13 protein-coding genes are annotated in these 15,058 nt (G+C 56.6%); 10 read left to right on the top strand and 3 right to left on the bottom strand.

All coding sequences use genetic code 11. The features are described 5' to 3' along the window. The first annotated feature begins 275 nt into the window (after window positions 1-275). From QUE75_RS12825 to QUE75_RS12790, 8 genes are all read left to right on the top strand, one after another. Window positions 276-638: a nucleotidyltransferase family protein gene (locus tag QUE75_RS12825; RefSeq protein WP_286250653.1), complete on the top strand. Its 363-nt coding sequence runs from the start codon at window positions 276-278 to the stop codon at window positions 636-638. A gap of 525 nt (window positions 639-1,163) precedes the next feature. Further along, window positions 1,164-2,621, top strand: coding sequence for a flagellin N-terminal helical domain-containing protein (locus QUE75_RS12820; RefSeq protein WP_286250651.1), 1,458 nt, complete (start codon window positions 1,164-1,166; stop codon window positions 2,619-2,621). A gap of 71 nt (window positions 2,622-2,692) precedes the next feature. Further along, window positions 2,693-3,127 carry a flagellar protein FlaG gene (locus QUE75_RS12815; protein WP_286250649.1) on the top strand — a complete coding sequence of 145 codons (435 nt, stop codon included), beginning with the start codon at window positions 2,693-2,695 and terminating at the stop codon, window positions 3,125-3,127. Window positions 3,128-3,320: 193 nt separating this feature from the next. Next, on the top strand, window positions 3,321-5,288 hold the full coding sequence (gene fliD / locus QUE75_RS12810; RefSeq protein ID WP_286250646.1) for a flagellar filament capping protein FliD: 1,968 nt from the start codon (window positions 3,321-3,323) through the stop codon (window positions 5,286-5,288). A gap of 66 nt (window positions 5,289-5,354) precedes the next feature. Then, entirely contained in the window at window positions 5,355-5,753 is a 399-nt protein-coding gene (gene fliS, locus QUE75_RS12805) for a flagellar export chaperone FliS (RefSeq protein ID WP_286250645.1), read from the top strand. 19 nt (window positions 5,754-5,772) lie between these two features. Beyond that, a complete protein-coding gene (locus tag QUE75_RS12800; protein WP_286250643.1) occupies window positions 5,773-6,540 on the top strand; it encodes a substrate-binding periplasmic protein in 768 nt (255 codons plus the stop codon). 75 nt (window positions 6,541-6,615) lie between these two features. Continuing rightward, window positions 6,616-7,827 (top strand): argininosuccinate synthase, encoded by a 1,212-nt coding sequence (locus tag QUE75_RS12795; protein ID WP_072676871.1) that lies wholly within the window; start codon window positions 6,616-6,618, stop codon window positions 7,825-7,827. Between the two features lie 210 nt (window positions 7,828-8,037). After that, entirely contained in the window at window positions 8,038-9,069 is a 1,032-nt protein-coding gene (locus tag QUE75_RS12790; RefSeq protein ID WP_286250640.1) for an AraC family transcriptional regulator, read from the top strand. A 453-nt stretch (window positions 9,070-9,522) separates the two neighbouring features. On the opposite strand, the gene QUE75_RS12785 is transcribed toward QUE75_RS12790, so the two are convergent. Then, a complete protein-coding gene (locus QUE75_RS12785; protein WP_286250636.1) occupies window positions 9,523-10,494 on the bottom strand; it encodes a response regulator in 972 nt (323 codons plus the stop codon). 137 nt (window positions 10,495-10,631) lie between these two features. Between QUE75_RS12785 and QUE75_RS12780 the strand changes: the two genes are divergently transcribed. Further along, complete coding sequence (locus tag QUE75_RS12780) at window positions 10,632-11,114, top strand: YajQ family cyclic di-GMP-binding protein (protein WP_058092389.1); 483 nt, start codon at window positions 10,632-10,634, stop codon at window positions 11,112-11,114. A 21-nt stretch (window positions 11,115-11,135) separates the two neighbouring features. Here QUE75_RS12780 and QUE75_RS12775 read toward each other — a convergent pair whose 3' ends face one another. Continuing rightward, window positions 11,136-12,521 carry an AmpG family muropeptide MFS transporter gene (locus tag QUE75_RS12775; protein WP_106695133.1) on the bottom strand — a complete coding sequence of 462 codons (1,386 nt, stop codon included), beginning with the start codon at window positions 12,519-12,521 and terminating at the stop codon, window positions 11,136-11,138. A gap of 159 nt (window positions 12,522-12,680) precedes the next feature. Beyond that, window positions 12,681-14,135, bottom strand: a complete 1,455-nt coding sequence (locus QUE75_RS12770) for a protein adenylyltransferase SelO (protein ID WP_286250627.1) — start codon at window positions 14,133-14,135, stop codon at window positions 12,681-12,683. A 108-nt stretch (window positions 14,136-14,243) separates the two neighbouring features. Between QUE75_RS12770 and QUE75_RS12765 the strand changes: the two genes are divergently transcribed. Further along, on the top strand, window positions 14,244-15,047 hold the full coding sequence (locus tag QUE75_RS12765; protein ID WP_286250625.1) for an HAD-IIB family hydrolase: 804 nt from the start codon (window positions 14,244-14,246) through the stop codon (window positions 15,045-15,047). Window positions 15,048-15,058 lie beyond the last annotated feature (11 nt).

The following is a 15,058-nucleotide window of genomic DNA, read 5'->3' as shown; positions in this document are numbered from 1 at the left end:
GAGAGGGGAACCCTTGCCGGCGGAAATTCGTTAAATTGCCGTTTTGCCGGATACCAAGCGAAGGGTGTGCCAGTTTTAAGAAAGTGGCTTTACATGCCTGTTTTAATTGATGGTTTTTAGATCAGGTTTTGAGCAGGGTAATGCCTGGCGCCGGAAAGTTGGCGTGGGGGATGGGAAAAGGATTGCCGGTTTTGTGGAGTTGCGTTGGTACATTTCACTCCACCAAATGTCCTGGGGTCTGACCCCAAAGGTATATGGGGCTCTGTTATCGGGCTATGATAGAGTCTAAGCATTCTCGTGACCGGGTAGAGCATCATGGCAGAGACCCCATTCCAGATATATTCAAAGAACACGTCGGCGACCTTGCAGAACTCTGTAGGCGTCATCATGTCAGCCACCTTGCGGTTTTTGGTTCGGCCACAACGGATCGTTTCCGGGAGGAAAGTGACCTGGATTTTCTTGTGTCTTTTGATGCCGACTCGTCAGCTCGACAAACAGCCGCTGCTTTCTTTGATTTGAAACTTGGGCTGGAGGCGTTTCTCAATCGGCCCGTTGACTTGATCATCAAGGCCTCTTTAACAAATCCGTATTTTCGGCAATCCGTGTTGACGGGCCAGAGGGAGCTTTATGCAGCCTGAGGCTTGCCGTCTTAGTAATAGTTACTGCTGTTAATAGACGATAGCTCCACCCCAGCTTCCTTTAGCTGTATCTCTGCCTCCGCAAGTGCGCTAAGTAGGTTATCGAAGACTGGCGCCCAAGGCGTGGGTAAATTGGAGTTACCTGTAACTATGCATTCTTTGGATGCTAGTTGTTCGTTTTTCACAACTTCATTAAGGAGTTGCAGAAGGTGGCAATAAGTCTTTTTCAAAGTTCCAATATCCATAAATTTTCCTTTATTTGAATCAATAGTTGTAATGACAAGCTAACACGAGTTTCGTATCCGTCAAGATAGCCTAACGCAGTGCCGTGCCATGGGGTTCTCTCAAAGAGAGTCGCGGGGCTCAACTTCGACGTTTTACATTCCTTTACAAAATCGTTGAAATTTTTTCTAAAGCAACCGGGTGGGGTGCCGTTAAGTGGAATAACAGGGCGGCGCTCCCAACTGAGAACCGGGCGCCAGACCTTTTCCATGAAATAACGACATCTGTCGAAGGAGAAGCAATATGGCTCTCGGTATTAACACTAACGTCGCTTCACTGAACGCCCAGAACCAACTGAGCAAGTCTCAGGGTCAGAATGATCAGGCTCTTCAGCGCCTGTCTTCCGGCCTGCGTATCAACTCCGCCAAGGACGACGCTGCCGGTCTGGCGATTTCCACTCGCTTCCAATCTCAAATTTCTGGTCTGAATGTCGCGACCCGTAATGCTAATGATGGCATTTCTCTAGCCCAGACGGCAGAGGGTGGTCTGGATGAGATCACCAACAACCTGCAGCGGATTCGTGAGCTCGCGGTTCAATCGGCAAACGCCACGAACAGCGCATCTGATCGGTCGGCACTGAACGCTGAAGTCCAGCAGCGGATTGCGGAGATTGATCGAATCGCCAGCCAGACGTCCTTCAACGGTCTGAAGGTTTTGGATGGTAATTTTGGAACAGATGCTTTCCAGGTCGGTGCCAACGCAGGTGAGACAATCTCGATCAACCTGAGTCAAGGGGTTCGGGCTGGTCAGATTGGGCAAATTGCTGAGCAGGAAAGCGCTAATCGTGTTGACGGCAACTCCACCTCAGGTACAGGTACCATCGCTGTAGGTACTGGCGCAGCAGTTAATATTGGGGCTTCAGTGGCTGGAACTGAGGCTGGTCAAAGCTCCAGTAGTGCATTTGCTAAAGCTGAGGCGATTAAAAGCGCTGGAATTGCTGGCTTGACGGTTGAGGCAGAAACTACAGCTGAATTCACCATTGCAGACACAACTGGCACAGGAGCGGGTGCGAACTACACGCTTGAGATTAATGGTGTTACTGTCCTGGATCAGGATCAGGAAAATAATGGGGTGCTTACTGTAGCGCAGATTAAGGACGCCATTAATGCTGAATCTAGCGAAACAGGTGTTGTCGCCTCACTTTCGGGGTCGGATCTGACTCTGACAGCTGCGGATGGGCGTGATATCACTATTAACCAGATTGTTGCCGGCGGAGCTGGTGGTGGTTTGACTGCAGCTGCTGGCACTACACTTGGGACGACTGCCGGGGCGACTGCTACCAACGGCGGAAAGCTAACCTTAAGTGCTTCTGAGAAAATTACTATTGCTGGAGATGGTGTAGCTCTTGGTTTCGCCAACAATAACACCGTTATCGCAAAGGACACCAGCACGCTGTCGAGTGTTAAGGTTGATACTGTCGCTAACGCTAACGATGCCATCAAGCGGATCGATTCTGCAATCACTACAGTCAACGGGCTCAGAGGCGCGTTGGGTGCAATTCAGAACCGTTTTGAAAGCACTATTGCGAACCTCGCAACAACCTCGGAAAACCTCAGCGCCTCCAACAGCCGTATCCTGGACGCTGACTTCGCGGCAGAAACTGCCAACCTGGCTAAATCCCAGGTACTGCAGCAGGCCGGTATCTCCGTCCTGGCTCAGGCGAACGCCCGTCCGCAGCAGGTTCTGTCCCTCCTGCAGTAAGGGGCATAGCGGTAACGGCCGGAGCCCTCGGGTTCCGGCCTTCCGCCGTTGAAGGATAGCGAGGTAAAGCTATGAATGACGTTAACCTGAACAGCCCGGACCTGAAACTGGTGCGCTCTGGCGCCCAGGCTCCGGCGAAGGCAATGTCGTCATCTCAGGCCGAGGGCCGGAACGCCCCTGACCTTGCTGCTTCGGCTGCCGGTACCCGCCAGGTGCAGGCTCCCCAGGTTGCTCAACAGGCTTCGCAGGCTGAAAAGCTGCAGGCCCGTAATGAAGAGCAGCGCAAGGAACTGAACGAGGCGGTTAGCCAGTTGAATGACTTTGTTCAAACCGTGCAGCGGGATCTCCAGTTTGAAGTGGATAACGACATGGGCCAGACCATCGTAAGGGTGGTTGATCAGCAAACCCAGGAAGTGATCCGCCAGATCCCGGACGAAGTGGCAATGAGGTTGGCAGAAAAATTGCAGCAGGACGAACCGCTGACGTTGTTTAACATCAAGGTGTAAAAGCTTGCCGCTTTTGCGCGGATGAAAACGACGGTATTTCAGCACCGCCGCCTCTGAGAAGAGCCGGCGGTGTTCTGCGTTTACGCACTGTTACAAATCGGCATAGGAATTTTCCGAAAAAAGGCAAAGTTTTGCCGCCTGCTGCCGATAAACTGATCAGTACAGAGATTCGCCCCCCTGAGGAGGCACGGTTATGGCCAGTATTTCATCGTTAGGTATCGGCTCCGGCGTTTTGACGTCGGATCTTGTCGACCAGTTGGTGGCTGCGGAGCGCAGGCCCACGGAAGTTCGGCTGGATCAGAAAACGGAACGCACAGAGGCGCTCATTTCCGCCTATGGCAAGTTGCGCAGTGCCGTCACAGAGCTGCGCCTGCCTATGCGACAGCTCGGTTCTGCGGATGCGATGAAGTCGTTCTCGGCCACGTCCTCGGGTAGCAATATTGATGTGTCGGTGGATGCCAGCAAGGCCAGCCGCGGCTCTTACAGCCTCGATGTGAAAAGTCTGGCGCAGTCCCAGGCCCTGGCCAGCCGGGATGTGTTCGCCGACCGGGATGCCACCAGCGTTGGCCGTGGCACCATGACGCTTCAAGTGGGTGACAAGACCACCAACATCACCATCGATTCTTCCAACGACACCCTGCAAGGCCTGGCGAATGCCATCAACGAGGCCAATGCGGGCGTGTCTGCCGGTGTAATTGATACCGGCAACGGTTTCCAACTGGTGTTGTCTGCGGATGAGACCGGTGAAGCCAATGCCGTGAATATTTCCGTTACTGAAGATGGTGCCGCTCCGGGTTTGAGCCGGTTCGCTTTTGACACAGCAGATCCCGATAACGTGGATGGCATGCGCCAAACCATTGCGGCGAGCGATGCGGTGATGGAAATCAACGGCGTAGAAATTCGCCGGGCCACCAACACCATTGAAAATGTGGTGGACGGGCTGACCTTCAACATTACCGGTGAGGGTAAGTCCACTATTAAAGTGGAGCAGGACACGGCGGCGGTTGCCGAGCGTGTTCAGGCGTTCGTGGATAAGTTTAACGAGCTGCAGGGTACTATTCGTGAGCTGTCTTCGTTCGATAGCGAAACCGGCCGGGGCAGTATTCTGACCGGGGATTCCACGGTTCGGAACATTCAGAACCAGTTGAAGCGGGTTTTAACAGATATTATTCCCGGGCTGGAAAACGCCAGTGTGCGGAGCCTGGCAGATGTGGGTATCAGCACCGATTTTCGTACTGGTGAGCTGCAGTTTGATAGTCAGAAGTTTCAGCAGCAGCTTCGGGAAAACCCGGATGATGTAACCGCTCTGTTTGCCGAGCAGGGCAGAACTAGCGATTCCCAGGTGGAGTTTGTTCGTAGCGGCTCTAATACTCGCCCGGGTGATTACAGTATTAATGTTACCCAGATGGCGACTCGGGGCAGCCTTAATTACTCTGTCCCAAACACCGCAGACGCGATTCAGGTTCAAGCAGATAACAGCTTCACGTTCCGGGTGGATGGTGAAACCACCACAACGGTCTCGATTGCTGCAGGTGATTATTCCGGTGAGGATTTTGCCGCTGCCATTCAGACTGCCCTTCGTGAGAATACTGCGTTGAGTGCAGCTGGGCGGTCGGTTCAGGTGGCATATGATGCCGCAGAGGGGCTGACCTTCACCTCCAATCGCTTTGGTAGTGATTCCAATGTGAGCCTGACCGGGCTGAGCAACGTCACGGGGCTGAACACCGCCACCGGCAACGCCGGCCAGGATGTCCAAGGTACCATTAACGGCCAGACTGCCCAGGGCGACGGCCAGGTGCTGTTCCTGGCAAACAGTGCCGGTGGCGATGCCGCTGGTCTTCAGGTGCGTATCACCGGTGGTGACGTTGGTAATCGCGGCTCGGTGAAGTTTATTGAAGGCGTGAGTGAACGTGCGGTAGATACGATTACCAGCATTCTGGGTGCAGACGGTGCCTTGAGCTCCCGGACTGATGCCCTGAACCGGGATTTGGAGCGCATCCAGGAAGACAGAATCAAGCTGGATTTGCGGGTTGAGAGCTATCAGGCCCGTCTGGTGGCCCAGTTCAGCGCGGCGGATTCCCTGATCTCCCAGCTCAACAATACCCGGGATTACGTGACTCAGCAGCTGGCGGCCCTGGCGCCGAACCGGCAGAACGATTAATTCAGCTATACTGATGGTTGGTCAGCCAACCATGGCATACCGGACAACGGTGACACGAGGTTATTTATGAACGGTTTACAGGCTTATCAGCGCGTTAATACTCAGACCAGCATCACCGATGCAGACCCGCACAAGCTGATTCAGCTGCTGTATAACGGCGCGATTGAGCGGATTAACATGGCCAAGTCCAAAATTCAGGCCAAGGATTACGCAGCCAAGGCTCAGTTGCTCAATAAAGCCATTGAGATTATCGGTGGCCTGCGGGCGTTCCTGGATTTCGAAAAGGGCGGTGAGCTGGCCACCCGGCTGGAGGCTCTATACGACTACATGGAGCGCACCTTGCTGGAAGCCAGTGCCAAGAATGACGTTGCCAAGCTGGATGAAGTGCTGACCCTGCTGCGTTCCGTGAAAGACGGCTGGGATGGCATTCGTGATGAGGTGGTGAGCCAGCAGCAGGCGGTTTGAGTTAGCGTTGGTCGAACATATGGCGTTTTTTCGCGGGCTGTTGGTGGCCTTTCTGTTTGTAGCTGCCCAGGCCAGCGCTAGTGATAAAGTTGTCGGCTCAAGCGAGAGCCTTCCAGCCAGTTCGCCGGCGATGTTTGCGATTCCGGATGTCTGGCCCTGGGGCTTTCAGGATGATCAGGGTGAACTGCAAGGCAGTCTGATTACGCTGATGGACCGGTTATCAGAACTCTCGGGTGTGCCCGTGAGTGCGCAGTTGCTTCCTCTGCGGCGGGTCATCCTTGACCTGCTCACGGGGCGCGCAGAGTTTACTTTTCTGTTTCAAAGTCCAGACCTGGACGACAACGCTTTTCCCGTCGATACCGTACTTCAGCTTAATCTGATGCTGATGGCGTTGCGTGACACCGATTTCCCCCTGACTCTGGAAGGCCTGGCCGGCAAGCGGGTTGGCTATGTGCGGGGTACCTATCTCGGCGAGTCGTTCAAAGCGGATGAGGCCGTGCTGAAAGTGCCGGTTTATAACATTCGGCAAGCCATTGAAATGCTGATGCTGGAGCGGATTTCTGCGGTGCTTGCCAGCGATCACAACATCGCGATGACGATTGATGCTTACGGCTTTCCAGCTGAAGAGTTCCGTCTGCAGGAGCATGTAAAAGGCCAAAAGGCCCGGCTGTATATGTCACCAGACAGCGGCAACCCGGAACACGCTCGCCTTTTCAAAGAAGCGCTGCAACACATGCGTGACAACGGCGAGTTACAGCGCATTTTCCAGACTTCTTCCGCCCAATAGCCATTCCCCCCGCACTCCCGTACAATACGCACCTTCTTTTCAATACATCCATTCTGTTCAGTCTGGAGCAAGGGCATGTCTGATATCAAAAAGGTGGTGCTGGCTTATTCCGGTGGCCTGGATACTTCCGTGATCGTTCGGTGGTTGCAGGACACCTATAACTGTGAGGTGGTGACCTTCACCGCCGACATCGGCCAGGGCGAGGAAGTTGAGCCGGCGCGCGCCAAGGCGGAAGCGTTGGGCGTTAAGGAAATCTACATTGAGGACCTGCGCGAAGAGTTTGTGCGCGATTACGTGTTCCCGATGTTCCGCGCCAATACCATCTATGAGGGCGAGTACCTGCTGGGTACCTCCATCGCCCGCCCGCTGATTGCCAAGCGTTTGATCGACATTGCCAACGAAACCGGCGCGGATGCGATTTCCCACGGTGCGACCGGCAAGGGTAATGACCAGGTACGTTTCGAACTGGGTGCCTACGCGCTGAAGCCGGGGGTGAAGGTAATTGCGCCTTGGCGTGAGTGGGACCTGAACTCCCGTGAAAAACTGCTGAAGTACTGCGAAGAGCGCAACATTCCGGTGGAAATGAAGAAGGGCAAGAGCCCGTACTCCATGGACGCCAACCTGCTGCACATTTCCTACGAAGGCATGAACCTGGAAGACCCCTGGGCGGAAGCCGAGGAAGACATGTGGCGTTGGAGCGTGTCTCCGGAAGCCGCGCCGGATAAGCCGACATACGTGGAGCTGACCTACAAAAAGGGCGACATTGTTGCCGTTGATGGCCAGGACATGAAGCCCCATGAAGTGCTGGAAACCCTGAACAAGGTGGCTGGCGCCAACGGTATTGGCCGCCTGGACATCGTAGAGAACCGCTACGTGGGCATGAAGTCCCGTGGCTGCTACGAAACCCCGGGTGGCACTATCATGCTGCGTGCTCACCGCGCCATTGAGTCCATCACTCTGGACCGCGAAGTGGCCCACCTGAAAGACAGCCTGATGCCCCGCTACGCTGAGGTCATTTACAACGGCTACTGGTGGTCCCCGGAGCGCGAAGCCCTGCAGGCACTGATCGACCAGACCCAAACCTACGTGAACGGCACCGTTCGCCTGAAACTCTACAAAGGCAACGTGGACGTAGTTGGCCGGAAGTCTGACGACTCCCTGTTCGACGAAAAGATTGCCACCTTTGAGGAAGACCAGGGTGCGTATGATCAGAAAGACGCCGAAGGCTTCATCAAGCTGAACGCGCTGCGGCTGCGCATTGCGGCTGGGAAAGGGCGGAAGCTGTAGGGTCTGACCTAGGGGTCTGTCCCAAGGGTCTGTCCCCGCATGGGGACTGACCCACATTTGCCCGTCCTTGCCACTTAACTCGAACCCATCCGTCCAAAATGGGTCAGTCCCCGTTCGGGGACAGACCCTGAGGACAAACCCTATAACACCCCAGCCCTACCCATTTTCGGTTATACTCGCTGCATAAAATCAACAACCAAAGCAGTCGTCATGACCCCTCTTGGAACCGCCTCTGTCGCCGCCCTGCGCCAATACGTTCGCTACGCCGATGCCAAGGGCATCAGTACCTCAGAGCTGTTCAGCAAAGCCGGCCTTGAGCCGAAGATCCTTGATACCGATGACGGCCGCCTGACGGGCGAGCAGTTACAGACGTTTATTCGCCTGCTGGCCGAAGCATCCGGCAATCCCATCCTTGGCCTGGAAACCGGTGATTTCGTTCAGCCCGGTTCCTACAGTGTGCTTGGCTACATCACCATGAGCTGTGCCACGCTGGGGGAGGCGGTCACCCGGATTGCGCCCTATGAGAAGCTGGTGGGGGACATGGGCACCACGGGCCTACGAATGAAGGGCAATGAAGTATCGTTGGTGTGGACCTGCAATTTTACCGATCCGGTGGTTTGGCCCCAGGTGGTGGATAACGTGTTCGCCTCCTGGATAAATTACGCTCGCTGGTTGGCAGATAACGATGAAGCCTCTCCGATTCGGGTTGCCCTGAAACGTTCCTCGCCCGGGCCTGACTGTGAGAGCGCTTATCAGGAGCGCTGGGGCTGCCCGGTTGAGTTCGAAGCGCCGGAGAATGTGGTGACCATGCCCCAGGATCTACTGGCCACCCGCCTTCGCCAGCCAGACCCTCTGCTGCGCAAGACCCTTGAAGCCCATGCGCTGTCGCAGTTGGCACTGCTGGATACCGACACCGATCTAACTTCCAGAGTGAAGCAAGGCATCCAGAAACAACTGGCCAGCGGCGTGACCCGGCAAGACATGATCGCCGAAGACCTGGGCATGACCAGCCGCACCCTGCAACGCAAACTGAGCCAGGAAGGCGTTTCCTACCAGAAACTACTGGATGACGTGCGCCAGCAAATGGCTGAGGACTATTTGCGGAATACCGAGATGAGTATTCCCGATATCGCGCTGCGGTTGGGGTATAGCGAGACCACGTCGTTTCATCGGAAGTTTAAGGCGGCTGCTGGGAAGACGCCTGGGGATTATCGCCGGGGTCTCACAGGGTCTGACCCCTAAGGGTCTGTCCCCGCATGGGGACTGACCCATTTTGGAACCCATGGGCTCGAGTTTGGTGGCAAGGACGGGCAAAGGTGGGTCTGACTCCCAGGGTCTGTCCCCGCATGGGGACTGACCCATCTTGGCCCCATGGGTTCGAGTTTTGGTGCAGGGACGGGCAAAAGAGGGTCAGTCCCCGTTCGGGGACAGACCCCTGAAACAGACCCCTGAGACAGACCCGGAAAACCATTAAAAAAGCCAGCTCACAAGAGCTGGCTCGAAAATACTTCGGAAAGAACGAAAGTGCCTGAAAAATTCGTTAATCCTGTGGAGTCAGGGCCCATAATACGGCGGAGTTACTACTCGGCTCCTCCGCCATGGGCGGATACTGCTTGATTCCACGGTTTCAGAATAAGCCCTCGCGCCCTTCCTGTCTGTTTGTGATCTGTGTCCCGTTGTTACCGTTTGTGAGGGCTACACACCTTCCCGTATCTCGGGTTTGGTTTCGGTAAAGCGGCGGGTTTCGTAGGCGTCAACCAGGCCTTGCACCGCCGCCCGTTCCATATCCTGCACCGAGGGTGTGCCGTCCTGGGCGTCGGCGCGGCACAGGACCATGCCGGCTTCCACGGAGATAAAGCCGGCGGTGGTTTTCAGGGCCTTGTGGTTGATACCATCAAAAATTCGCCGGAACGCGGTGGTGGAGCAATGGTCGCTGTTCGGGAAGTAGGAGACGATGGCAAACTGGTTGTCGCCAACACGGCACAGGGCGTCGATGGGGCGAATCAGGGTGCTAAGGCGGCGAGCGATGCCGGTGGCCAGTTCGCTCATCACGCTGGGTGGATGCTTGCGTTTCAGGTCTTGCCAGTTACGAATGCCGCACATCACATAGGAGGTGGAACCGCCTCGGGATTCCGCATGGCGCAGGGTTTTCTGCAGGCGCTGGCGGGCATACTTGCTGTTACACAGGCCGGTTTCCAGGTCGATGATGTTGGTGGATTCCAGCTCCCGGTTGTTTTCGACCAGCAGTGCGTTGGCCCGCAGCAGGGTATTCTGGCGATCGGCCATCCGGTCTGCGGCAAAGATGCGGGGGATCAGCTGCTTGGTCATGTCGGATTTGTAGATGAAGTCATCCACGCCCCGGTCGAAGGCTTCTGACAGCGCTTCCACGCTTTCGCGGGCGGTGAGCAGGATCACATAGGTGTAGTGGTTTTCCTGTTCGTCCTGCTGCCTGACTCGGTCGGTGAGTTGCAGCCCGTCCATTTCCGGCATCAGCCAATCGGCAATCAACACGCTGACCTGCCGCTGTTCCATCAGCGTCAGGGCGTCTTGCGCGTTGTTGGCAATGCGTATGTCTCGGTAACCGGCATTTCGCAGGGTGCGGCCGACCACCATACTGCTGAATTTGGCGTCGTCTACTACGAGTATGGGTAGGTCCAGGTTTGGCATCGTTTGTCTACTTCTTACCAGTCCATTGTCAGATGCGGTTCGCCGCGGCTCTTGGTATGCTTTGGCGGTTTCGGAACATCCGGTATTTTTAATGTCGCCACAGTATACCCCTGTGTGGCCCTTGGAGAATAACGACCATGCCTTCTTTTGACATTGTTTCAGAAATTGAAATGCACGAAGTCACCAACGCGGTGGATCAGGCCAAGCGTGATCTGGGTAACCGCTGGGATTTTAAAAATGTGCAGGCGGATATCGAACTGGAAGACAAGCGCATTACGGTGAGCGCCGAGCAGGAGTTCCAGCTGGAGCAACTGATTGATCTGCTGCGTATGGCCTTCGCCAAACGCAACATTGACGCCCGGGCTCTGGCGGAAGACGGCGAGAGCAAGGCCGGCAAACTGGTGAAACAGCATTTTTCCCTGAAGCAGGGCATCGAAACCGATATGGCCAAGAAGATCGTGAAAATGATCAAAGACCAGAAGATGAAGGTGCAGGCCAGCATTCAGGGCGACAAGGTGCGGGTAACCGGCAAGAAGCGGGACGACCTGCAGGAAGCCATTGCCATGCTGCGCGAGGCGGAGCTGGATATTCCGCTGCAGTTTAACAACTTCCGCGATTGAGTTCTGGCCTGCCCTGCATGGCTAGGGAGCTGTCTGCCCCTGCGCAGTATCCTCTTCTATTCGTGCCGGCTTGTCCGGGTGAGCAATGCGGAAAAGCAGGGCCGCCAGGATAATGGCCGGCGCGCCGGTTCCTGCGGTGATCAGGAAGAATCCCACCCAGCCCACGTGTTCTGCAAGCAACCCGGTAAAGCCCGCCGCAAACTGCCCGGGCAGCGTCATCAATGAGCTGAACAACGCGTACTGGGTGGCGGTGTAGGCGGTGTTGGTGAGGCTGGACAGGTAGGCAATAAACACCGAAATGGCCATGCCGCCTGTGACGTTATCGGCAATGATGGCGGCCACAAGGCCCGGTTGTTGGGGGCCAATGATGGCCAGGCCGGCGAAGGTGAGGTTGGTGGCCGGGGCCATAAACGCGGTGAACAACAGCATTCGGGCAATGCCAAACCGTGCTACCAGTGCGCCGCCGACCGCGGCCCCGCTCAGGGTCATGATCAAGCCAAACGCGGCTGCAATGTTGGCGATCTGGGACTTGGTAAAGCCCAGGTCCAGATAGAACGGATTGGCCATCACCCCCATAAAGATGTCACTGATGCGGAAGGTGGCAATAAACAGCAGGATCACCAGCGCCGCTTTGCCGTACCGTTGAAAGAAATCCGCGAACGGGCAGACAAACGCGCCGATCAGCCAGGCGGTGATGTTCTTGCGGGCACCGCTGTGTTTGGTGCGGTCCAGGTACCCGATAACCCGCGCCTCCATGGCAAACACTGCCGCAGACTGGCGGTTCTTCGGTTCGGAACTGATCAGCGTGGTGACCATGCCAACGCCCATCAGCAGGGCCATGGTGCCATAGGCCAGGGACCAGCTGCCGACGGCGGCAATATGCAGGGCGCCAGCACTGGCCATAAGCATGGCAACCCTGTAGCCGGTCACATAGCTGGCGGCCATGCCGCCTTGTTCATGGGGCTCCGCGGCTTCCACCCGGTAGGCATCCACCGAGATGTCCTGGGTGGCGGAACCGAACGCGGCGACCACGGCCCAGAGGGCCACCAGCCACTGTTGCTGGGTTGGGTCCGTCAGCGCCATGCCCAGTAACGCGCCGGCAATACTCATCTGTGAAACCAGCATCCAGCTGCGCCGCCACCCGAGCCATCGGGTAAGAAATGGAATACTGGTGCGATCCACAATCGGCGCCCACAACACCTTGATCGAATGGGCCATGCCCACCCAACTGAGAAAGCCAATGGTGGCAAGCTCAACGCCCAGATCCCGCAGCCACGCCGTAAACGTACCCCCCACCAACAGCAACGGAAGCCCTGCGGAGAAGCCAAGGAACAGCATGCCGATAACCCGGGGGTTTCGATAAACTTGAAAGCCTTGAAGGAACTTCAGGATAAAACTCTGAGGCATGAACGGCCGTCCGGAGCTGAGTGGAATACAAGAACCGGGATTATGCGGAATTAAACCCCAATGGCCAAGTGAGCGAGCTTTAATGACCTACCGAGCCAATTTGGGGTCAGACCCCAAGACATTTCACCCCATCAAATGTTCTGGGGTCTGACCCCAACTTCAGGAGGAGCAGCTGATGTTGAGGTGTTTGCCCCAGTCTGGCGGTAAGGCCGCGTAGTGTTCGAACTCGGGTTGGTCGTCGAAGGGGTTCTCGAGCACCTTTAACAGCTCTTTCAGGGGCGCGTAGTCGCCGTTCTGGGCTTCCATAATGACTTGTTGGGCCAGGTAGTTGCGCAGGATGTATCTGGGGTTTACCTGACGCATGAGGTATTCGCGTTCGTCGTGGGCGCGGGTTTCGGTCTTGAGGCGGGCCTCGTAGCGTTCGAGCCATTCGTCGGCCGCGCTTCGGTCGGCAAACAGATCCCGCACCGGGGCGTTGCCATGGCGGTGCAGGTTGGAGATGCCTCGGAAGAAGCGGGTGTAGTCTACCCGGTGTTCGTGCAGCATGCTGAAGGTCTCCATGATCAGGTTCATGTCTGAGTCGTCGGTTTCCTCCAGCCCCAGTTTTGCCCTCATATTGTTCTTGAAATGTTCGTTATAGGTGGTTTCGTACCGGCGCAGACCACGGCGCACGTGGTCCTCATCCATGATTGGCAGCAGGGCGTTGGCCAGGTACTGGCAGTTCACAAAGCCAGTCTGCGGCTGCCGGTTGTAGGCGTAGCGGCCGCCCTCGTCGGTGTGATTGCAGATGAAGCCGGCGTCGAAATCGTCCAGGAACGCGTAGGGGCCGTAGTCGAAGGTGTCGCCGATGATGGACATGTTGTCGCTGTTCATCACGCCGTGGCAGAAGCCGACCGCCTGCCAGTCAGCGATCAGCCGGGCGGTGCGTTCCACCACTTCTTCAAACCAGCGTTGGTGGCGTTGTTCTTCCGGTAGGCTGATCAGGTGCGGGAAGTGCAGGGTGATCACGTGTTCCAGCAGGGTTTTCAGTGCCTCGGGGCCTTCATGGTGGGCGGCGAATTCGAAGTGGCCGAAACGGATATGACTTTGCGCCACTCGCATCAGCGCGGCGGCGGTTTCGATGGATTCCCGGCGCACCGGGTCTTTCGCGCTGATCATAAACAGGGCGCGGGTGGTCGGAATGCCAAGACCGTGCATGGCTTCCGAGCACAGGTATTCGCGAATGGTGGAGCGCAGCACTGCCCGGCCATCGCCAAAGCGGGAGTAGGGCGTGGTGCCCGCCCCCTTCAGGTGCCAGTCCCAGCGGGTGCCGTCCGGCGCCACGGTTTCCCACAGTAACAAGCCCCGGCCATCGCCCAGTTCCGGGTTGTACACGCCAAACTGGTGCCCGGTGTACTTCATCGCCACTGGGTCCATACCCTCCAGCAATTCCGCCCCGGCACCCACACCGGCCCACTCAGCTTCATCCTTAACATGAAACCCCATCTGCGCTGCCAGATTGTGGTTGAAACACACCATCGCCGGCTGAGACAAAGGCGTCGGCTTCACCCGCGTATAAAAGCTGTCTGGCAATTCCAGGTAACGGTGTTCCATCTTAAAGGCATTCGTGATCATAGTCTGGCCTGGTTCTTGAATCTAATTTGGGGTCAGACCCCAGAACATTTCACCGCATCAAATGTCTTGGGGTCTGACCCCAGTTACATTGCAGAGCGGGGTGGGGAAATGCAACCACGGTTGATTGTTTTTACGGATCTGGACGGCACCTTGCTGGATCACGACAGTTACAGCTGGCGGGCGGCGAAGCCGGCGATGGCGCGGTTGGGGTGCAATGGCATTCCGTTGATTTTCAATTCCAGCAAAACGGCGGCGGAGATCAGTGAGTTGCAAAGCATGATGGGGCTGCGGGGGCCGTTTATTGCGGAGAACGGCGCGGCGGTGGTGATTCCTGCTGGCTGCCTGGGCAATGCGGAGGAAGAAGTGGTCCATGTCGGCAGATCCTATGAGGAGGTTGTTCGCACTATTTTGGTGCAGAGGGAATCCGGTGCACAGTTTCGGAGCTTTGATGACCTGTCTGCGGAGCAGGTGGCGTCGCTTACCCGGTTGACGGTAACGGAGGCGGCCCGGGCGAAACAGCGTTTGGCGACGGTGCCGCTTGTGTGGGATGGCACGGAGGAAGAGCTGGCGCAATTCCGCGCGGCGCTTGAGTTGGAGGGCCTGAAGTTGGTGCAGGGCGGGCGCTTCTGGCATGCCATGGGCACCTTTGATAAGGCGGAAGGGGCCCGGTTCTTGCTGAAGCGTTATCAGGAGCACTTTGGTGAGGAACCGATTGTGACCATCGCCCTGGGCGATAGCCCCAACGACCAGTGCATGCTGGAGGCCGCCGACGTACCGGTGGTAATTCGCGGGGTGAACAGTGACCAGGTTCAGTTGCCGTCGTCCCGGCACGCCATGCGCTCCCTCAAGCCCGGCCCGGAGGGTTGGAATGAATGCGTGCTCAATCTGCTCTTTGAGTACGGCTACCAGTAAAGGAGGAGCCG

The organism is Marinobacter shengliensis (assembly GCF_030297115.1).
GTDB classification, from domain to species: domain Bacteria; phylum Pseudomonadota; class Gammaproteobacteria; order Pseudomonadales; family Oleiphilaceae; genus Marinobacter; species Marinobacter shengliensis.
Note: the sequence above shows the minus strand (reverse complement) of the source record. Positions and strands in the feature narration are given on the sequence as shown.